Annotated in this window: 18 protein-coding genes; 5 read left to right on the top strand and 13 right to left on the bottom strand. The window is 65.6% G+C overall.

Translation table 11 applies throughout. From position 1 onward, the window contains the following. Positions 1 to 54 precede the first annotated feature (54 nt). Complete coding sequence (locus K5R33_RS15345; protein ID WP_220749949.1) at positions 55 to 654, top strand: DedA family protein; 600 nt, start codon at positions 55 to 57, stop codon at positions 652 to 654. On the opposite strand, the gene K5R33_RS15350 is transcribed toward K5R33_RS15345, so the two are convergent. Both K5R33_RS15350 and mutY read right to left on the bottom strand, forming a co-directional pair. Next, positions 643 to 1,788, bottom strand: a complete 1,146-nt coding sequence (locus K5R33_RS15350; protein WP_220749950.1) for an alkane 1-monooxygenase — start codon at positions 1,786 to 1,788, stop codon at positions 643 to 645. The genes K5R33_RS15345 and K5R33_RS15350 overlap by 12 nt on opposite strands. Positions 1,789 to 1,845: 57 nt before the next feature. Further along, positions 1,846 to 2,883, bottom strand: coding sequence for an A/G-specific adenine glycosylase (mutY, locus tag K5R33_RS15355; RefSeq protein ID WP_220749951.1), 1,038 nt, complete (start codon positions 2,881 to 2,883; stop codon positions 1,846 to 1,848). Positions 2,884 to 2,956: 73 nt separating this feature from the next. On the opposite strand from mutY, the gene K5R33_RS15360 reads away from it, so the two are divergent. Together K5R33_RS15360 and K5R33_RS15365 are read left to right on the top strand one after the other, a co-directional pair. Then, a complete protein-coding gene (locus K5R33_RS15360; RefSeq protein ID WP_255576483.1) occupies positions 2,957 to 3,454 on the top strand; it encodes a DUF721 domain-containing protein in 498 nt (165 codons plus the stop codon). A 17-nt stretch (positions 3,455 to 3,471) separates the two neighbouring features. Continuing rightward, a complete protein-coding gene (locus tag K5R33_RS15365) occupies positions 3,472 to 4,092 on the top strand; it encodes a DsbA family protein (protein WP_255588503.1) in 621 nt (206 codons plus the stop codon). Between the two features lie 67 nt (positions 4,093 to 4,159). Here K5R33_RS15365 and lpxK read toward each other — a convergent pair whose 3' ends face one another. The 6 genes from lpxK to K5R33_RS15395 all read right to left on the bottom strand — a co-directional run bounded on the left by lpxK (position 4,160) and on the right by K5R33_RS15395 (position 10,474). After that, positions 4,160 to 5,128 carry a tetraacyldisaccharide 4'-kinase gene (gene lpxK / locus K5R33_RS15370; RefSeq protein WP_220749953.1) on the bottom strand — a complete coding sequence of 323 codons (969 nt, stop codon included), beginning with the start codon at positions 5,126 to 5,128 and terminating at the stop codon, positions 4,160 to 4,162. Then, the gene (locus K5R33_RS15375) at positions 5,128 to 6,414 is read right to left on the bottom strand and encodes a 3-deoxy-D-manno-octulosonic acid transferase (RefSeq protein WP_220749954.1); all 1,287 of its coding nucleotides are present in this window, start codon (positions 6,412 to 6,414) and stop codon (positions 5,128 to 5,130) included. Before K5R33_RS15375 ends, lpxK begins: the two co-directional genes overlap by 1 nt. A 5-nt stretch (positions 6,415 to 6,419) precedes the next feature. Beyond that, positions 6,420 to 6,662, bottom strand: coding sequence for a DUF4170 domain-containing protein (locus K5R33_RS15380; RefSeq protein WP_220749955.1), 243 nt, complete (start codon positions 6,660 to 6,662; stop codon positions 6,420 to 6,422). 67 nt (positions 6,663 to 6,729) lie between these two features. After that, positions 6,730 to 7,524: an inositol monophosphatase family protein gene (locus tag K5R33_RS15385; RefSeq protein WP_220749956.1), complete on the bottom strand. Its 795-nt coding sequence runs from the start codon at positions 7,522 to 7,524 to the stop codon at positions 6,730 to 6,732. Beyond that, positions 7,511 to 8,866, bottom strand: a complete 1,356-nt coding sequence (locus tag K5R33_RS15390) for a TldD/PmbA family protein (RefSeq protein WP_220749957.1) — start codon at positions 8,864 to 8,866, stop codon at positions 7,511 to 7,513. Before K5R33_RS15390 ends, K5R33_RS15385 begins: the two co-directional genes overlap by 14 nt. A 138-nt stretch (positions 8,867 to 9,004) precedes the next feature. Next, positions 9,005 to 10,474, bottom strand: a complete 1,470-nt coding sequence (locus K5R33_RS15395; protein WP_220749958.1) for a DUF2125 domain-containing protein — start codon at positions 10,472 to 10,474, stop codon at positions 9,005 to 9,007. 74 nt (positions 10,475 to 10,548) lie between these two features. On the opposite strand from K5R33_RS15395, the gene K5R33_RS15400 reads away from it, so the two are divergent. Together K5R33_RS15400 and K5R33_RS15405 are read left to right on the top strand one after the other, a co-directional pair. After that, a complete protein-coding gene (locus K5R33_RS15400) occupies positions 10,549 to 11,301 on the top strand; it encodes an SDR family oxidoreductase (RefSeq protein WP_220749959.1) in 753 nt (250 codons plus the stop codon). After that, positions 11,298 to 11,894: an enoyl-CoA hydratase/isomerase family protein gene (locus K5R33_RS15405; RefSeq protein ID WP_220749960.1), complete on the top strand. Its 597-nt coding sequence runs from the start codon at positions 11,298 to 11,300 to the stop codon at positions 11,892 to 11,894. The genes K5R33_RS15400 and K5R33_RS15405 overlap by 4 nt, the downstream gene beginning before the upstream one ends. 3 nt (positions 11,895 to 11,897) lie before the next feature. On the opposite strand, the gene K5R33_RS15410 is transcribed toward K5R33_RS15405, so the two are convergent. From K5R33_RS15410 to K5R33_RS15430, 5 genes are all read right to left on the bottom strand, one after another. After that, entirely contained in the window at positions 11,898 to 12,494 is a 597-nt protein-coding gene (locus K5R33_RS15410; protein ID WP_220749961.1) for a LolA family protein, read from the bottom strand. A gap of 129 nt (positions 12,495 to 12,623) precedes the next feature. Continuing rightward, positions 12,624 to 13,502: a polyphosphate kinase 2 gene (gene ppk2 / locus K5R33_RS15415; RefSeq protein WP_220749962.1), complete on the bottom strand. Its 879-nt coding sequence runs from the start codon at positions 13,500 to 13,502 to the stop codon at positions 12,624 to 12,626. 145 nt (positions 13,503 to 13,647) lie between these two features. After that, positions 13,648 to 16,566 carry a DNA translocase FtsK gene (locus K5R33_RS15420; protein WP_220749963.1) on the bottom strand — a complete coding sequence of 973 codons (2,919 nt, stop codon included), beginning with the start codon at positions 16,564 to 16,566 and terminating at the stop codon, positions 13,648 to 13,650. 15 nt (positions 16,567 to 16,581) lie between these two features. Then, positions 16,582 to 17,766, bottom strand: coding sequence for an aminotransferase class I/II-fold pyridoxal phosphate-dependent enzyme (locus K5R33_RS15425; RefSeq protein WP_220749964.1), 1,185 nt, complete (start codon positions 17,764 to 17,766; stop codon positions 16,582 to 16,584). A gap of 174 nt (positions 17,767 to 17,940) precedes the next feature. Then, a complete protein-coding gene (locus K5R33_RS15430; RefSeq protein WP_220749965.1) occupies positions 17,941 to 19,266 on the bottom strand; it encodes an amidase in 1,326 nt (441 codons plus the stop codon). Positions 19,267 to 19,323 lie beyond the last annotated feature (57 nt).

The following is a 19,323-nucleotide window of genomic DNA, read 5'->3' on the forward strand; positions in this document are numbered from 1 at the left end:
CTTCCGAAAGATCCTTCCGCGAAGGATCTTGGCCCCAGCCCAAAGGAGGTACGGATGTTCGAGTGGATCACGGATCTGATCGCGCGTGGAGGATACCTGGCCTACGGGTGGTTGATGTTCGTCGAGACGGTGTTCCCGCCAATTCCCTCCGAAGTCCTGGTGCCCTTGGCGGGGTTCCTCGCCGCCGAAGGAACCTTTCGCTTGATCCCCGTCATCGCGGTCGGAACCTTCGGCTCTACGCTTGGGGCGGTCTTTTGGTATTGGGTGGGCCTCCGCGTGGGCGAACGACGCTTGCGGAAGCTCGCCGGTAAATATGGACGCTGGTTCACCGTGTCCCCCGAGGATGTGGACAAGACCGGCAAATGGTTTCGCAAGCGCGGGCTTTGGGCGGTGTTCCTGGCGCGCATGTTGCCGGGGCCCCGCTCCATGATCTCGGTTCCGGCGGGGGTGGCGCGGATGACCTTTCTGCCGTTCCTGGTGGCAACGACGGCGGGAACGGCGCTGTGGATCAGCTTCCTTGCGATCCTCGGCTATGTCTTGCAGGCCCAGTATGATCGGATCGCGGACTACCTCGACCCCATCCTCTACGCGATGGTGGCACTGGGCCTTGGGTACTACGTCTGGCGACTCATCCGGCAGATGTCAGCGCGGTAGCGGGTTGGTGCCCTGCTTGTACGGGGTCCAATCCTCGATGTCGGGATACCATGTCCGGCGCCAGGCCCTGACGCGTGGGTTCATCATCCGGCGCCATAGGGGCGGAATCATCGCCGCCGCCGTCATCACCGGATAGCCCGCAGGCAGCTGTGGTGCCTCATCCGCCGAATAGGTCTGCAACAGCGGGAACGGTCGGTCAGGTTTGTAGTGGTGATCGGAGTGCCGCTGCAGATTGATCAGCAGCCAGTTCGAGGCCTTTTGGGCCGAGTTCCAAGAATGGTGGGGGCGCACGGGTTCGTACTTTCCGTCGCCCAGGTGGCGCCGCGTCAGCCCATAGTGTTCCACGTAGTTGACCAGTTCCAATTGCCAGATCGCGACCCCGGCTTGCACCAGGAACAGAGCCAGCCCCAGGCCCCCGCCCAGGCCGAAGGCCAACGCCAGAAACACAAACTGCAATGCCCAATAGCGCCAGAAGGGGTTGGACCGGTGCCACCGGGACAGGCCTTTGCGCGCCAACATTGCGCCTTCTGCCGCCCAGGCGGAATGCCAGCATTGCCGCAAGACACGGGGATAGAAGCGGTGAAAGCCTTCATTGTATCGCGCCGTGACCGGGTCGCGGGGCGTTGCCACGTACCGGTGATGGACGAGAAGGTGTTCAGACCGGAAGTGAGAGTAGAGCACCATCGCCAGCAGGATATCGGCCAACCACCGGTCCAGGCGGGGTTTTTGGTGCATCAGTTCATGGGAATAGTTGATGCCAATCGTTCCGCAAATGACGCCCACGCCGAAGAACAGCCCAAGGGCTTCCCACCCGCCGAGGTGATCCGCGCGGGGGACGTACCAAATCAGAGAAAAGAGCGTCGCGGCTTGGATGGGCGCCCACATCAGCGTAATCGCCCGGTACCAGCCGAGCCCGGAGCGATCCATCAGAGGGTCGGCGTTCCCCTCCTCCAACCCAGCGGCAGCATCCAGGACCGCATAGGCCGCCCAAGCGTAGACGGGGACGGCCAGCACCCACCACCCGCCAAGAACCGCACTGGTCCAAATCACCGGGACCATGGTCAACGACGACCAGAACGGCAACGCCCGAAGCGGGTTGCGGATCTTTTGATCTGGAACAGCGTGGATCGACATGGGCGCGGCCTACTCGATGAGCGTTAACAGACGTCTAGCAAAGCCTGCCCGCCGCGCTCAATCTCGGCCAGTGCGACCTTGCGTCACCAGCTTGTGCGCCTTGCGGAACACGGTGGGCAGGGTCTTGGGGTCTAGCGGAGCGAAGGCCCCCCGTGACGGTGGACCCGGCGCATCGGCCTGCATCACCCGCAGTATCAGGTGAAAATGGGTGAATGTGTGGCGCACCTCACCCGCATCGCGCCAATCGGCCAGGGCAGGGGGGGCCGGGGTCGGTGCCTCGCCCCAGTCCGAGGTCGGAAAGGCCAACATGCCCCCAAGCAGACCCTTGTCCGGGCGCTGTTCCAGCAGCCAGTCGTCACCCCTTTGCGCCAAGTAGAGATAGCCGCGGCGCACGGGCTTGGCCTTTTTTGGGGCCTTGCGCGGCAAGGTCTCTGCGACGCCGGCCTCGCGCGCGGCGCAGGGGCTGCGCCAGGGGCATAACATGCAACTGGGGTTCCTCGGCGTGCAAATGGTGGCGCCCAGGTCCATCACAGCCTGGGCGTAATCCCCGGGGCGCTCAATCGGGGTCAAAGTCTCCGCCGCTTGGCGAATGGCGGGTTTCGCGTCCGGCAGAGGCGTTTCAATCAGCCGGAGCCGAGACATCACCCGTTCCACGTTTCCATCGACCACGGCGGCGGGGCGGTCAAAGGCGATGGCTGCGACGGCTGCTGCCGTATAGGGCCCGATTCCCGGCAGCTTCAAAAGCTCCGCCTCCGTGTCCGGGAAGCGACCGTCCAACTCCTCCGCCACGACGCGCGCGCATCTGAGCAGGTTCCGCGCCCGCGCGTAATACCCAAGGCCAGCCCAAGCGCCCATGACCTCGGCGTCTTCGGCAGCGGCCAGATCCTCCACCCGTGGCCACCGGTTCGTGAAACGCACGAAGTAATCGCGGACAGCGGCGACGGTGGTCTGCTGCAACATGATCTCTGACAGCCAGATTCGATAGGGGTCCGGTCGCTGGCCCCGGGCGCGATCAGCCGGTCCCACGCGCCATGGCATCACACGGGCATTGTCGTCATACCAATCCAACAGTACCTGTGCCAAACCTTCACGCATCCGTGACCCCCCGTGACGTTCCAAGTGAGCCTGCGTGATGTAGGCTTTGGCAGCCCCAGGAGAAAGCCCCGACGTGTCAGCCCCCCGCAAAGGTTCGCGCCGTGTATCGGCTCTGATCGACCGTGACATCAAACGGTTGAGCGAAAGCCGTGGGTTTTCCGAATCCCGTCTTTTGACCCATTGGGCCGAGATCGTCGGCACGGACACGGCTGCAATCTGTCGCCCGGTCAAGGTCGGCTATCCCAGGGGCGGTTTCGGCGCAGTTTTGACTGTTTTGACCACTGGCGCCCAGGCACAGATGCTACAGATGCAGGTGCCGCGCCTCTTGGAACGGGTGAACGCTTGCTATGGCTATAAGGCCATCAGCCGGATCACCATTACCCAGACCGCCCCAACCGGATTTGCCGAAGGGCAGGCGCAGTTCGCAGCCCGCCCAAAGGCCAAACATACCCCGCCCTCGCCCGAGGTTCTGGCCGAAGCACGCGCAACAACTGGCGCCGTGGGGGACGAGGGGTTGCGCCAGTCGCTTGAACGCCTGGCCGCAAACATCATATCGAAGCAACGCCCATGATCATTCGGGAGAATTCCATGCTGAGCCGCCGTCACCTCTTGTCTCTTCTTGCCGCAGGCACCGCCATGGGGGGCGCCGCTGGTCTGACGACGGGGGTCGCCCACGCCCAGGCTGCCATCCCGGACATTACGCTGGGGGATCCCTCCGCGCCGGTCACGGTGGTTGAGTACGCAAGCTACACCTGCCCCCACTGCGCCGAATTCCACTCGGACACGTTCAAGGACTTCAAGGCGGAGTATATCGATACCGGTAAGGTGCACTTCATCTATCGTGAGGTGTTCTTCGACCGCTACGGTCTCTGGGCGGCGATGATTGCGCGGTGCGCCGGGCCGGAAAACTACTTTGGGATTGCCGATCTGATCTATGCCGGTCAGGGCGATTGGGCGCGTCAGGGCGATCCCGCCGCCGTGGCCGACAGCCTCAAGCGGATTGGCTTGCAAGCCGGCCTGAGCCAGGGCCAGGTCGACGCGTGTCTGCAAGACGCCGCCATGGCCGAGGGTCTCTATGGTTGGTACCAAGAGAACGCGACCCGCGATGGCGTCCGCTCGACCCCATCTTTCCTGATCAATGGCGACATGCACTCGGGCAATATGAACCTGTCGCAGATTGGCCAGTTGGTGGACGAAGCCAGCAGCTAAGGCGGATGCGCGTCCTCCCTTCCCGCAGGGTGAGGGAGGCGCCGTTCGGGGCGCGCCCTCGTGCGCCCTACAGGCCGATGCGGTCCAGCGCGGCGTCCAGGGGCGCTAAGTCCTCAATCTCTAAGCGGACGGGCAGGGTCATGACCCTGCCTCGCAGCGCCGGGGGCAGGCGGACAGCATCTTTCTCCGTCGTCACCGGTTGGGCCGACAGCTTGGCGGCACGCTCCCCCAGACGTCGCAGAAGGGTGGGGGTCAGGGGTTGATGGTCCGCCAGAGACTCCGTCCCTCGCAGGTCCACCCCCAGGCCGCGCAGGGTTTCAAAGAACTTCTCCGGTCGTCCGATACCTGCGAAGGCAAAGACCGGCAGCCCTTCCCAAGGCATGCCGGTGGCCAGCGGCAGTAGTTTGCCACGGAGTCGCGTGGGCGGGGTGGGCAGGTGCAAGCCTTCCTGATCCTCGTCTGGTCCGATGGACAGGGTCAGATTCGCCCGTGCCAAACCCGTCTCCACCGGCTCCCGCAGGGGACCCGCCGGGATGACCCGACCGTTTCCAAACCCGACGCCCGCATCCACGACCACAATCGATAGATCCTTGGTCAGCGCCGGGTTTTGGAAGCCATCATCCAATAGGATCGCCTGCGCCCCCGCCGACACAGCGGCCCGAGCGCCCGCCAATCGGTCCTTGGACACCCAAGTCGGGGCAAAGGCAGCGAGCAACAGCGGCTCATCACCCACGTCTGTGGCGGTGTGGGTCAGCGCATCCACGCGCACCGGACCCGTAGCCGCCCCGCCATATCCGCGTGACACCACATGGGCGGCCACGCCCCTCTCCGCCAGCCGCTGGGCCAGGGCGATCACCGTCGGGGTCTTGCCGGTCCCCCCAGCCGTCAGGTTGCCGACGCAAATCACAGGCACGCCGACCGAGGCCCCGGGCCTTGCAACACGCCGCGCCGTTCCGGCCGCGTAGAGGCGCGACAGGGGCCAGAGCAGCGTCGAGATAAGGCCAGGCGGTCTGGTCCAAAAGTCGGGCGCTCGCATCACTCGACGCCATCGAGCAGGGCGAACAGCAGGTCCATCGCCCGTTCCGTCACATCCGCACCGGAGGAACAGACCTCCCAAGCGGCATGGGCCATCTTGGCCGCCTCATCAGGCTCAAGGACATGGGCCAGTGTGGTGCCCAGATCGGCCCAATCCTGCACTTGGCGCGCGGCTGCCGCCTCGGTCAAACGCGCATAGATGTCGGCGAAATTCTTAACGTGAGGGCCATGCAGGATCGCACTGCCCAAGGCGGCGGGCTCAAAGGGGTTGTGCCCGCCCACGGGCACAAGCGACCCGCCCATGAAGCTGACGGGACATAGGCGATACCAAAGGCCCATCTCTCCAATGGTGTCGGCCACATAGATCTGGGTGTCGAGGGCGATGGGATCGTCCTTCGACCGCTGCGCCACCCGCCAGCCATCCAGCCGCAGGCCGCTGACGATTTCATCCGCCCGGTCCGGGTGCCGGGGCGCGATGATCAGCAGGAGCTTTTGCCAGGACCGCTGCGCATGGGCGTGGGCCTCTGCGGCGCCGACTTCCTCGCCCTCATGGGTGGAAGCTGCCAGCCAGCAGGGCCGCCCGGCCAGAGCATTTGCCAGATCGACCCGCTCCGGTTCGTTATGCGGCAGCGCCTTGGAGCCTTCCTTCAGCGTGCCCGTCACCTCCAAGCGATCCGCTGGCAACCCCAGGCTCAGCAGGCGTTGGGCCGTGGTGTCGTCCTGGGCCTGCACGCGATCAATCTTGGCCAAGACCTGTCGCGCGGCCCCGCGCGCCCAGCGGGACCATTGCCCATGGGCCTCGCTGGTCATGCGGGCGTTGATCAGGGCCACGGGCAGGTCGCGCACCTTGGCCTCGTACAGGAGGGCGGGCCATATCTCCCCCTCGGCGAGGACCAGCACATTGGGCCGCCAATGGTCTAGGAAACGCCGGATCCAAGGGCGCACGTCCAGCGGGACGTATTGATGAATGGCGCGCGGTGGCAGCCGATTGGCCAGGACTTCGGCGCTGGTCACCGTGCCGGAGGTAATCAGGAACGACAGATCGGGCCGTTCGTCCCCCATGCGCCGGATCATCTCCAGCACCGAGACGCTTTCTCCAACGCTGGCCGCGTGCAGCCAAATAAGCGGACCGTTCGGCCGCGGCGCCGAGGCTATGCCCCGGCGTTCGTCCAGGCGCGCCGGATCCTCTTTTCCCGCAGCCAGACGCTCCGCCAACTTGCGGTCGGCGTAGCCCATGGCCCTGTTCGAGAACAGCAGATAGGCCCCCAGGAGGAGCGAGCGCGCCACCGATGTCAGCCCAGCTCTTCGGTTGGCGAGGCGGGGCTTTCTTCGTCCCGCAGGCGGTGAATATGGGCAATGAAATAACGCATATGCGCGTCGTCCACGGTCCGTTGGGCCGCGCCTTTCCAGGCGCTGTAGGCGCTGTCGTAGTCGGGATACATGCCGACGATATCGATCTTTTCGACATCCGCGAACTTGGTCGAACTGGGGTTCACAAGCTCGCCGCCAAAGACGAGGTGCAGGCGCTGGACCATGGAAATCTCCTGGAAGGGATGGGGTGGTTGAGTCGCGGCCCCCGTCTAGCGTCGGTTCGTCCGGCTGTCACGCAAGCCGCGCGATCAAGGCGCCTTGGACAGCCCGGGTGCCCGCGACGACGCCGTCAACCTGCGGATGCACATTATTAAAGCGCAGCGCGGCGCCTCGGCGGGTTTGGGCCAAACCGCCCGCCTCCTGCACCAGGAGCGCCCCTGCCGCGATATCCCATTCCCAGGCATTGCGCAGGGTGATCATCGCATCGAACCGCCCTTCGGCGGCCAGCGCCAGGCGAAAGGCCAGGGACGACACAAACCGTTGGGTCACCGGCGGGCGCCCACCTGTCCAATGTTGGTCCTGAAAGTTTGGCTTGGTGCCCAACACCTCCGCCCCGTCCAGGATGGTCCGGCCAGAGGGCGTGATGGGGGCGCCGTCGCGGGTGGCGCCCTGGCCCAGTGCCGCCGCATAGAGACGGTCCTTGATGGGAAGATAGACGGCTCCGGCAACGGGCCTGCCGTTTTCGACAATGGCCAGGGAATGGCTGAAGGTGTCCTCGCCTTTGATGAAGGCACGGGTCCCGTCGATGGGGTCCACGACAAACACCCGCTCCCGCGTCAGGCGATCCGGCGCATCCGGTGTTTCCTCGGACAGCCAACCGTACCCTGGGCGCGCGTCGCCAAGGCGTTGCCGCAGCATCCGGTCGATTTCCAGATCTGCGGCGGTCACGGGCCCCTGGTTGTCGGCCTTGTCCCAAACCTGCGGATCCCGCTTGAAATGATGGCGCGCAATCTCGCCTGCTGCGCGCGCCGCTTCCGTCAGAAGGCTCAGATCGTCGGTGTAGGAGACGCTATCAGCTGCCCGCAATCGTCAGGCCCTCGACCAGCAAAGACGGGACTTGGCGACCTACGTGGGTGCGCGCGTCATTGGCCGGGATCAGCGAGCGGAGCATCTCCCGCAGGTTCCCTGCAACGGTGCATTCGTTCACGGCCCCTGTGATCTCGCCGTTCTCGACCCAAAAGCCAGAGGCCCCCCTGGAATAGTCGCCCGTGGTCGCATTGATGGACGAGCCGATCATGGAGGTGACGACCAGCCCTGTGCCCATTTGCGCGATAAGGTCGTCCCGGCTGGCAGCGCCTTGGGTCAGGACAACATTGCCCGCGCCTGGGCTGGGCGGGGAAGAGGTGCCGCGCATGGCGTTGCCCGTGCTGTCCAGGCCCAGCTTGCGTCCCGTGGCCAGATCCAGAACCCAGCCTTGCAGCACACCGTCCCGCACCAGATCGCGCCGCGCCACGGGCAGGCCTTCGCCGTCAAAGGGGCGACTGCCGGAGATGCGGGCCATGGTGGGGTCTTCGGTCAAGGTCAGCGCGTCGGGCAGGACGGCTTCGCCCAGGCAGTCCCTCAGGAAGCTGGCCCCGCGCGCGACTGATCCGCCGTTGATCGCACCCAATAAGTGACCGATCAAAGTGCTCGCCACCCGCTCATCATAGAGGACCGGATAGGCGCCCGTGGGTGGCTTCGTCGCGCCACGGCGGGCAAGGGTCCGTTCGGCGGCGATGCGGCCCACGTCTTCGGGGCTGTCCAGGTCGGCCCGGTGCAGGCGGCTGTCGCCGTAGTAGTCTCGTTCCATCCCGGTGCCTTCGCCCGTGATCGCCACGCAACTGAGCGAGGTGCCCGTCCGCCGATAGCCGCCGCGAAACCCATTGGTGGCGGCCAGGTGCAGACGGCGATCACCGTAGCCCGCCCCAGCGGAGCCCACCTGGCTGATCCCTTCGACGGCGAGGGCTGCCGCTTCGGCGCGGGCGGCCATGTCCTGCAATTCGGCAGGCGTCAACGGCGGGGCATCGTCCACAAGGTCAAGCCGCGCCACATCCCAATCTTGGGCCAGTTGGTCGGCGTCGGGCAGGCCTATGTGGGGATCCTCTGGCGCTTCGCGGGCCATGGCGACCGCCCGCTCCGCCATTTGGGTCAGGGTGTCTGGCTTGGTATCACTGGCAGAGACACAGGCCTGTCGCTTGCCGATCAGCACCCGCAGGCCGATGTCGATGCCCTCGGACCGTTCGGCCTGTTCCAGCTTCCCGCCGAGAACGTCCACCGAAACCGAGGTCCCATCCACCGCGATGGCATCCGCCGCATCCGCCCCGGCGCGCGTGGCAGCCGCCAACAGAGCATCGGTCAGGGTGGACAGGTCACGGGGGGCATCGGTCATGGGGCAAGCTCCGGGAGGGCGGCAAAACGCCGGATCGTACGGAGGTAGCGCTGCAAGGGCCCGGTCACAAGGGGGCCGCAGATTGGCAAAGGGCCCGCGGGGATGCGCGGGCCCTTCGGGTGTTGTGCGCGGCGGCGCTTACTGCAGCGGCAGGCCGTTGGCCGTGATGCCACCGCCCTCGGTGAACTCGATCTCAGACACCAGCTCGTCTTCGCCCACGGGCTTGGCCACGACGCCGGACATGCCCTTGATGAACGCGGCTTGTTCCTGCGGGACGAACCCCAGGGCCACCAGCTTGTCCAACAGGCCCAGGCCGCCCGTAAGACCCAGGTTCACCTTGCCCACGGGCATGGGAAGCGGCCCGGGTGACGGAAAGGTAACGGCCCCGTCGCCGGTCAATTCCGCACCAGCCAGGGCCAGGCGCAGTTGGGTCAGATCCAGGGTTTTCACCTCGCCCGGTGCCCCCTGCAGACCGGCCAGGGCCTCCGGGTCGCCGCCAAAGAGATCGATGTTCATGACCGCCGTGCCAGAGAGGTCCAGCAGCAGGGTCGCCGGGTCGCGCGGCAATTGTCCGGTGGGATCAAACAGGCCCCACAGCGCATCATCCAACGCCAGATCGCGATAGGCCAAGGACAGCGCGAAGGGCTTCGGGGTTTCGGAGACGCCCATCGGCATCGCGATGGCCGTCGTCAGTTCGGACATGGACAGGTTCACGGGCAGCGGGAAAGCCGAGACTTGGACTGCCATCTCGGCGCCCTTTGACGAAATCTCGTATCCGAGCGTATCTGCATTGAGGTCAAAACCAATGCGCCCGGAGGTTGACGTGCCGTTGAGCGTAAAGGGCCCATCCTCGGACATGGCGGTCAGGGCCAGGGTGCTGCCGCTGTGCTGGATATCTCCGCTGAAGACTGCGCCCAGGTCCGAGAGGGACGATGTCGTGGATATGTTGGCCAAATCGACCGTCCCGGTGCCTTCTGAGGTGATTGCCCCCAGGTCATAGGACAAATCGAAGCTGTCCGGCCCGTCGGCTGCCATAGTCAGAACCATGCCGTCCGCCGTCACGGTCTGGTCCGTCGTCAACGTGTCGCCAGAGGTCGTGTTGACGTAGCGCGACACCAGGTTTGTCAGCGTGGCGCGTCCACCGACGGTCGCGTCCCCTTGGTCTGGGACGAGGTCATCGAAGATATAGGCAAGCGAGTCGGCGGTGAAGTCGTAGATCCGCGTCTCGCCATCTTGGGTGATGACCCCCGTCCAGCCCTCTTGATCGAACTGGATGGATTGTTCCAGGGTCTCGCCTTCGATGGTGGTCACGGTCGTCATGGTCATGCTGGCGGGCAGATTGATGCGCACGGTGCCGTCCGCCTGCTCCGTCAGCGACAGAGACCCGTAGCTGGTGGAACTTGCCACGCCGCCAAGGTCCGTCGTCATCGTGACCGCATCCAGGGTCAGGGTGCCATCCGCGTAGGAGGCATCGGCAGTCAGAGGCAGTCCCATGGCACCATAAACCTGCTGCCAGTCGGTCCAGACGTCCTGTGCGGATAAGTCGGCCAGAACCGGCGTCGCCGACAGCAGCAGGGCTGCGCTTGTGGCAATCGCATGTTTCGACATGATGAACCTTTCTATATCCAATTGTTGAAAACACCATTTCCGACCCCCGCAGTGGGGTCAACCGGAGGGAAACCATGCCTGACCTCACCTCTAAGACAGTGCTGATCACAGGCGCCTCGCGTGGAATTGGCGCAGCCGCCGCGCGGGCCTTCGCGGCGCAAGGTGCCAATGTGGTCTTGATGGCGCGGGGTGTGGACGACATCGCCGATCTTGCTGGCGAAATCGGGGAACGGGCCTTGGCCGTGCCGTGCGACGTGTCTCGGTGGTCCGAAGTGGCCCGGGGCGTGCAGGCCGCCGTGGACACCTTCGGGTCCCTGGATGTCTTGGTGGGCAACGCAGGCGTAATTTCGCCGATCGGCCCCCTGGCAGAGACGGACCCGGATGCCTGGACCCATCTGATCGATGTGAACCTGAAGGGCGTCTATTACGGCATGCGCGCGGTGTTGCCGATCATGGCGGCCCAGGGAGCGGGGACAGTGATCACGATTTCCTCCGGCGCGGCGCACCGGGCGTTGCCGGGGTGGTCGGCCTATTGCACCTCCAAGGCGGGGGCCAAGATGCTGACCGAGGCGGCCCATGCCGAATACGGAGAGACCCTGCGCATCATGGGGTTATCGCCTGGGACCGTTGCGACGCAAATGCAGCGGGACATCAAGGCCAGCGGTGTCGGCCCCGTGGCCCAATTGGATTGGGAAGACCACATCCCCGCCGAGTGGCCCGCCAAGGCGCTGGTCTGGATGTGTTCGCCCGAGGCCGATGATCTGAAGGGCACGGAGTTGAGCCTGCGCGACGAGGGCCTGCGTGCCCGCATGGGGTTGGCCCTGTGATCCGGGCGGAGCAGGACGGGTCGATCCTGACGCTGACCATCGACCGGGCCGATAAGGCCAACTCCCTGACCGAGGCGATGTTGACCGAGCTGGCCGACCATGTGCTGGGCTTGGGCTCGGATGTGGGTCTGCTGATCCTGACCGGTGCGGGGGACAAGGTGTTCAGCGCGGGCGCCGATCTGGAGGCGGCGAAGGCAGGTCTTGCCATCTCGCCCGCTTGGGAACGGCTCTCGGGGGCGATTGCCGCCGCGCCGTGCCTCTCGGTCGCGGCCCTCAATGGCACGCTCGCCGGAGGGGCCTTCGGCATGGCCCTGGCCTGCGATATGCGGTTGGCGGTGGCCCATGCCAATTTCTTCTACCCTGTGGCCAAGCTTGGGTTCCTGCCGCAGCCGTCCGATCCCGTGCGCATGGCCCGGTTGATCGGACCCGCGCGGGCCAAGCTGATCTTGGCAGCGGGCGCCAGGCTAACGGCGGAGGAGGCCCTGGCCTTCGGTCTTATTGACCGGATCGACTCGGACCCCCTCGCGGCCGCTCGGGCCCTGGCCGTCGGTGCGCCAGACCATGTGGCCGCGATCAAGGCGATGGTGCCCTGACGCCTATTCCGTCAGACCACGTCGCCGGAGTTCCTGCGGGATATTGAACAGCCCGGCCCCTAGGGAGACGTCGGTCTTCATGTCACCCAAGATCACGGTGGTCTGGGACCCGGCATCGTCTGTGATGACCCATTGGCGCAGCGTGACCGGGTTCGGCGTGAACACCAGTTGAATGTTGCCGTATTGGGGGTTTTCCGGGTCCTGCAGCGTGATCGCCGTTTGGGTGGAATCCCCGCCGTGGCGGACGACCATGCCGGAGCGGCCCAGATTGACCTGTTCCGCCAAGATCAGCGACAGGGGCGTCTGGCTCAGGGGGTACTGCTCGGGACGGGTGTTGGTGACCGCGTCAAAGATGGCGACCTGACCGCCGCCCGCGATCACCAGGGATTTGTTCGGCTCATCATAGTCGAACCGCGCCCGCCCGGGGCGGCGCAAGGTCAGATCTCCGGTGGAGATCGTCCCGTCGGCATTCACCTGGGTGAAGGCGGCCCCGGCTGTGCGGAAGCTGTTCAGGTAACGGCTGATATCCGACACGGAGATTTCGGCCCGCGCCGGAAGGGCGAGGGCGATCAACGTGGCGGCAAGAGTAAGGATGCGCATGGCGGCTCCGGTCTTCGGGGGGCGTCGTGTGACAGCGATATAGTCACCGTCCTGCCCAAAGTCCCGCCGCTATGCGATGACAGCCCCGTGACAGCGGCTGTCCGCGCGCGGGGTGCTCGCAAGACCGGCCTAGACGGCGCGCGCCTCGGGGTGAAGTGACGTGGCCAGGATATGGTCCGACCGATGGATCACATGGCCCGCTTGCAGCACGATCTTGGGGTCCGGCGCCTGGGCCACGTCCGTGTTCTTGCCTGGGTAATCCAGGGTCGACAGGAAGTGCCGCATACAGTTCAGCCGCGCGCGCTTCTTGTCGTCGGATCGGATCACGGTCCAGGGGGCATCGGCCGTGTCTGTGTAGAAGAACATCGCTTCCTTCGCCTCGGTATAGTCGTCCCATTTGTCGAGGCTGGCCTTGTCGATGGGCGACAGCTTCCACTGTTTCAGTGGATCCGTTTGACGAGAGGCGAAGCGTTTGCGCTGCTCCCCTTGGGTGACCGAGAACCAGTATTTATAGAGCTTGATCCCCGACCGGGTGAGCATCCGCTCAAACTCGGGCGTTTGGCGCATGAACTCCAGATACTCGGTCGGTTCGCAAAAGCGCATCACCCGTTCCACGCCCGCCCGATTGTACCAGGAGCGATCGTAGAGGACGATTTCGCCCGCCGTGGGCAGATGTTTGACGTAGCGTTGAAAGAACCACTGCCCCTTTTCTTCCTCGGTCGGCTTGTTCAACGCCACCACCCGCGCGGCGCGGGGGTTTAGGTGTTCCATAAACCGCTTGATCGTCCCGCCCTTGCCCGCGGCATCCCGCCCTTCGAACAGCATCACCGTCCGTTGGCCGGTCTCCTGGAACCAGCGCTGGACCTTGAGCAACTCAACCTGGAGCGCGGCCTTCTCCGCCTCGTAGGTGGCGCGGGCCATGCGGCGACCATAGGGGTACTTTGCCGCTTCAAAACGCGCACGCGCAGGGGTGGGCTGGCCGGCGCTGGTTGGTGCTTGCTGGTTCATGCGGGGCCCTCCGGGTCTTTCGTGACACTCGAAGGGTGGCTCTATCGCGCGATAGACAGACTAACCTTGATCTGGCGCAAGGGCCTTGAGGGAACCGCTCGGGACGGTTCCCCCCAAATCCGACAGATGGCTGGGGCTTCGGCCCTCAGGAGGCCTCTGGAATGAGGATCTCGCGCTTACCGACTTGGTTCGAGGGGCCGACCACGCTGTTGTCCTCCATCTGCTCCACCAGGCGCGCGGCCTTGTTATAACCGATGCCCAGCTTGCGCTGAATGTAGGAGGTGGAGCATTTGCGGTCCCGCGCGACGATGGCCACCGCCTGATCGTACAAAGCGTCCTCGCCACCCGTATTGCCACCCGTCAGGCCCAGCACGGCATCGATATCGCCCGCGGCCTCGCCATCCGGGCCGTCCAGCACGCTGGCGGCGTAGTCGGGCGGGCCGAAGGATTTGAGGTGGTTGACGATTTCCTCGACCTCTTCGTCGGAGCAGAAGGGGCCATGGACGCGGGTGATCTTGGAGCCGCCGGCCATGTAGAGCATGTCGCCCATGCCCAGCAGTTGTTCCGCGCCCATTTCACCCAGGATCGTCCGGCTGTCGATTTTGGAGGTCACATGGAAGGAGATCCGCGTCGGGAAGTTCGCCTTAACCGTCCCGGTGATGACGTCGACCGAGGGACGCTGCGTGGCCATGACCAGGTGAATGCCCGAGGCACGGGCCATCTGCGCCAGGCGCTGGATGCAGGCCTCGATCTCCTTGCCCGCGACCATCATCAGGTCGGCCATCTCGTCCACGACGACGACGATGTAGGGCATCTTTTCCGGCATCGTCTCCTCGGTCTCGAACACGGGTTCGCCGGTTTCATCGTCGAAGCCTGTCTGCACCGTCCGGCTGAACAACTCGCCCTTGTCCAGCGCGTCCTTCACCCGACCGTTGTAGCCGTCAATGTTGCGGACGCCCATCTTGGACATCTTGCGATAGCGTTCCTCCATCTCGCCCACGACCCATTTGAGCGCGACGACGGCTTTCTTGGGGTCGGTGACCACGGGCGACAGCAGGTGCGGGATGCCGTCATAGACGCTGAGTTCCAGCATCTTCGGGTCGATCATGATCAGGCGGCAGTCTTCGGGCGTCAGTTTATAAAGCAGCGACAGGATCATCGTGTTGATGGCCACCGACTTACCGGACCCGGTTGTCCCCGCGATCAGCAGGTGGGGCATCTTGGCGAGGTTCGCCACGATGGGTGCGCCGCCAATGTCTTTGCCCAGGGCCAGAGGCAGGGCCTGGGTTGTGTCGCCAAAGTCCTTGGCGGCTAAGATCTCCCGCAGGACGACCTTTTCGCGCTGGGCGTTTGGCAATTCGATACCGATCACGCTGCGCCCGGGAACCGTGGACACGCGGGCCGATAGGGCGGACATGGAGCGGGCGATGTCATCGGCCAGGCCGATCACCCGGCTGGCCTTGAGGCCCGGGGCGGGCTCAAGTTCGTACATCGTCACGACGGGGCCGGGGCGGACGCTGACGATTTCGCCCTTCACGCCATAGTCGTCCAACACCGTCTCAAGCAGGCGCGCGTTTTCTTCCAGCGCTTCGTCGGACAGGACATGACGCTCCACGGTCGAAGGGTCCGCCAGCAGCGACAGCGGTGGGACCTCGTAGGTTGTGGAGGGGTCTTCGAATTGCAGGGTGGGCTGGGCCTCGGCTTTGGCCTGACGCGAGGGCGCGGCGGGTTTGGCGGCGGGCTGGACGACCTTGCGATTGAGGGCCTTGCCCGTGGGCTGCGGCGCCGGGCTCCGCATCGGGGCGGGCGCAGGCGCGGGCGCGGATAAGGGGGCGGGTTCTGGTGTGATGGGGGCGGTCACCGGAGCGGCAGGCTCCAGCAGCGGGTCGTCCTCCACGGCTTCGGGCAGCGGCGGCAGCGTGACCTGAGGCTCCAGCGGGGCGGGCGCCTTCGGCACGAAAGATGCGGTCAAGGGCGGTTCGTTCCGCGCGGCTGCGGGAGCGGCCACTTGCGCCCCAAGCGTGGGCTCCACGCGACCGTTCGCCAAAGGGGCGTCTGTCGCGGGGGCAGGGGTGGGCGTGACAGGCGCCGCGGGCGGGGTTTGCAACGCTTGGGCGATATTTGCTCGGCGCACACGAGTCCGCACGGCGCTGGCGATCCGGGCCTGGACACGGTCGTCACCGTCCAGGGGGATGTCGTCTTCGGCGGGTCCCTCCTTTTCAATGTCCGGCGCGACGTCCGGCCCGGCAGCCCGTCGCCCAAGCCCTGGCAAGGGGAGCCGCGACAAGAGGGGCGCGCGTGCTGCGGGGGCGGGGTCGGTCCCGACCGCCGGGTCCTCTGTCGGCTGTTGGGCGCGCTCCGCCCGGCGGTCCCGCAGGGAGGAGGCGGTGCGGCGCGTTTGACTGGCGGCGCCCTGAACGGCTTGCCCCGTCAGCAGGCGCACCAGATACCAGGCCGCGCCGAAGCCATTCAGCAGGAACACGACCGCTCGCGCCAGGTCCTCGCGTTGAAACCCTAGGACCCAGGCGCCCGTGACCACCGAGGCGGCCAACAAGACCAGCGACAACAGTTTCAAACCCGCCGCAGCCGTGATCGGCAGCACCTGAAGGATCGCACCCATCAGAGTGTCACCGAACAGCCCGCCCATCCCGAAATCATGGCCCCAGCCGGGGCCAGGCACCATGGAGGTGCAGAACAGCGACAATACGATGACCCAACCGGCAACGAACAGCGCGCGTGGCAAGGCCAGCTCCGACCCCTGGTGGGTCGCAAACCGGCCCCCCCAAACGATCAAGCCCACAGCCAAGCCAAAGCTGCCGAGGCCGAGCACCCAGTAAAGGGGGGCTGCCACCGTGGCGCCGAACATCCCGAGCCAGTTGCTCGGGTCCGCATCCGTGACCGCCAGCCAACTCGGATCGTCGGGGCTGTAGGTGCCCAGGATCAGGGCAAGCATCAGACCGCAAAGCACCATCACGACGCCCAGCCCCTCCCGGCCCCGGCGCGCGAGCGAAATCTGGATCGAACTGTCTAGGAGGGGATCGCGCTGTCTGACCTGATACGCCATGTTGTCATGGTCTCCTTACGAATAGATGCAGTTGCGCAGGCGGGTCAGCCCGGCAATTGTGTCGTCTAATGGGGCCACCAGGGCCACGCGGACAAAGCCTTGCCCGGGGTTTCCGGCGTCGGTGTCGCGGGCCAGATAGGCCCCCGGCAGGACTTTGACCCCGGCCTCCGTCCACAGCTTGATCGTGGCCGCTTCGCCATCCTCGACCGGCAGCCACAGGAAAAAGCCCGCGTCGGGGATCGTGACGCCGGGGATATGGCCCAAGATCTCCTGGGCGGCTTGGAACTTCGCGGCATAGAGCGCGCGGTTCTCCTCCACATGGGTCTCATCCGCCCAGGTCGCCGCCGCCGCCATTTGAAGGGGGAGGGGCAAGGGCGCGCCCGCGTAAGCGCGCAACTGTTTCATCCGGGCGATGTTCCCGGGGCCGGAGACGGCAAAACCCGACCGCAGCCCGGCGAGGTTCGACCGTTTGCTGAGCGAATGGAAGGCGACCACACGATCCGGGTCCGCGCCCGTGGCGCGCACGGCCTCCAACACGCCGACGGGTGGCGTATCGCGGTAGACCTCGGCGTAGCATTCATCTGCGAAGATCTTGAAATCATGGGTCTCGGCCAGGGCCAGAAGGTCCGACCAATAGGCCAAGGAAGCCGTGGCGCCCTGCGGATTGGCGGGCGAGCAGATGTAGACGATGGCCGTGCGATCCAAAAGTTCCGGGTCTAGGGCACGAAAATTGGGCAGGTGACCGGTGGCCTCGGTGGCGTTGATATAGACCGGATCGGCCCCGACGCTCAGCGAGGCCACGGCATAGACTTGGTAGAACGGATTGGGCGTCAGAATTGCTGGGCGCTGACCATTCTTGTCCTCGGGACACAGCGCCATGGAGGCATTGTACAACCCTTCGCGGGTCCCATTCAGCACCAGAATATCCGTGCCCGGATCGGCGGCGTATCCGTACCGCGTCCCCAGCCAATCCGCACAGGCGCGCAGCAACTCGGGCGCGCCTTCGTTTGGCGGGTAGCCACGGAAACCGGCGGAATGCTCTGCGATGACATCCGCCACAAAGGCCGGCGGATCATGGCGCGGATCCCCGATCGTCATCTCGACGGGGGCATTGTTGCCAGGTGTCAACGAGCCCAGAAGGGTCCGCAGACGCGGAAATGCGTATTCAGGCAGTTCTGCGAACCGCTTGGGAGAATTCATGCGCGTGCCTCGATGCGGGTGCTCTTACGGCCCCGTTTTCAGCAGATTAGCCCAAGGGGGCCTCACCGGTCCATGGCAAAGGCACGGGGCGACGACGGGGTGTGGCATTCCCGCCCCGCTGCTGGCGGCCACCTGGGGTATGGGACCAATTTTCTTGAAAATTGGGTCCGCCGGCTAGCGAAGCGCAGCCTCCATCGCGGCGCCGAGCCTAAGGAGCCGCTCCTCCGCCATGGGGGGTGCAAGGGCCATGACCCCGCAAGAGGGGACGCTCGTCGGCAGGGTCAGGCCGCAGAGCCCCAGCACATTTCCGACCCGCGTGTTGCGCAGGGCGAGCAGGTTTTCCGTCACGTAGTAATCCCTGTCGGTGGACAGTCGCTCTGCGTCTGGTGGCTCGATGGCAGACGTTGGCAGCAGGATCGCGTCATACCCGGCAACCTCGGACAAGAAAGCCTGTTGGGCGTCGGCCCTCGTGCGATGGGCCGCCAAGACATCCGCTGCCTCGACCCCGCGTCCATTGCGGAACCGTTCCAAGATTTGATCGAACATCTTGTGCGGCGCGGCCTCGATGACGTCCCGCCAGGTGGCGTAGGCCTCGGGGGCGAAAAGTAGGGGTGTTAGCGCCATGGCGGTGTCGACGGTCGCCACGCTGCGGCGGTCCACTGCGGCGCCCGCATCCCGGAACCGCTCAACGGCCTGGGCCACGGCGGCCTGGGGGGCATCGCGGCTGCTGTCCGTGTAATCGGCCAAGACCAGCAGGCGCGTGCCGCGAAGGGTAGCGCCAGACAGGTCGGCGGGTTTGCCACCTTCCAACAGGGCAAGCGCCAGGGCCGTGTCCTCGACGGTACGGCAGAGGGGGCCAAGTGTGTCCATGCTGGTCACCAATGGGACCGTGCCTGCGACCGACACCCGCCCAATGGTCGTCTTTAGACCCACAAGATCGTTCCAAGCCGCGGGCGTGCGGACGGAGCCACCGGTATCGGAGCCCATTGCTATGGGCGCCAAGCCGAAGGCGACCGAGGCCGCCGCCCCAGAGGACGATCCACCAGGCGCGGCCTTTGGGTTGTTCACGTTTGGCGGTGTTGCGGTCGTGGGATTGATGCCCAGGCCCGAAAAGGCCAGCTCGGTCATATGGGTTTTCCCAAGGCAGACGGACCCGCCCAGGGTCGCCGTCGCTAAAGTCTCTGCGTCCTGCGTCGGGACGCGATCTTTCAAAAGGCCGCTGCCAGCCTCGGTCGCTGTGCCCGCGCTGTCGAAGAGGTCTTTCCAGCTGATCGGCACGCCATCCAGCGGCCCCCAACGCAGCCCCAGACGCGCCCGCTCAGCGGCTGCCGCCGCCTCGGCGCGCGCGCGGTCCGGCGTCGTGCGGGCATAGATGCGGGGTCCGTGGGGGCTTTGGGCGATGGCGGCCAAAAACGCCTCGCACAAGGCCTCCGGGTCGATGTCCCCCGATGCAATCCCACGGCCCAGGTCGCCGCCGCTCATGCCCAACCACTTGTCCATTGCGCCATGCCCCCGTCATAAGGTCGCGCCCCAGGCTACGGTGACGTCAGGCGTTGG

This window comes from Jannaschia pagri (genome assembly GCF_019655435.1).
GTDB lineage: Bacteria > Pseudomonadota > Alphaproteobacteria > Rhodobacterales > Rhodobacteraceae > Jannaschia > Jannaschia pagri.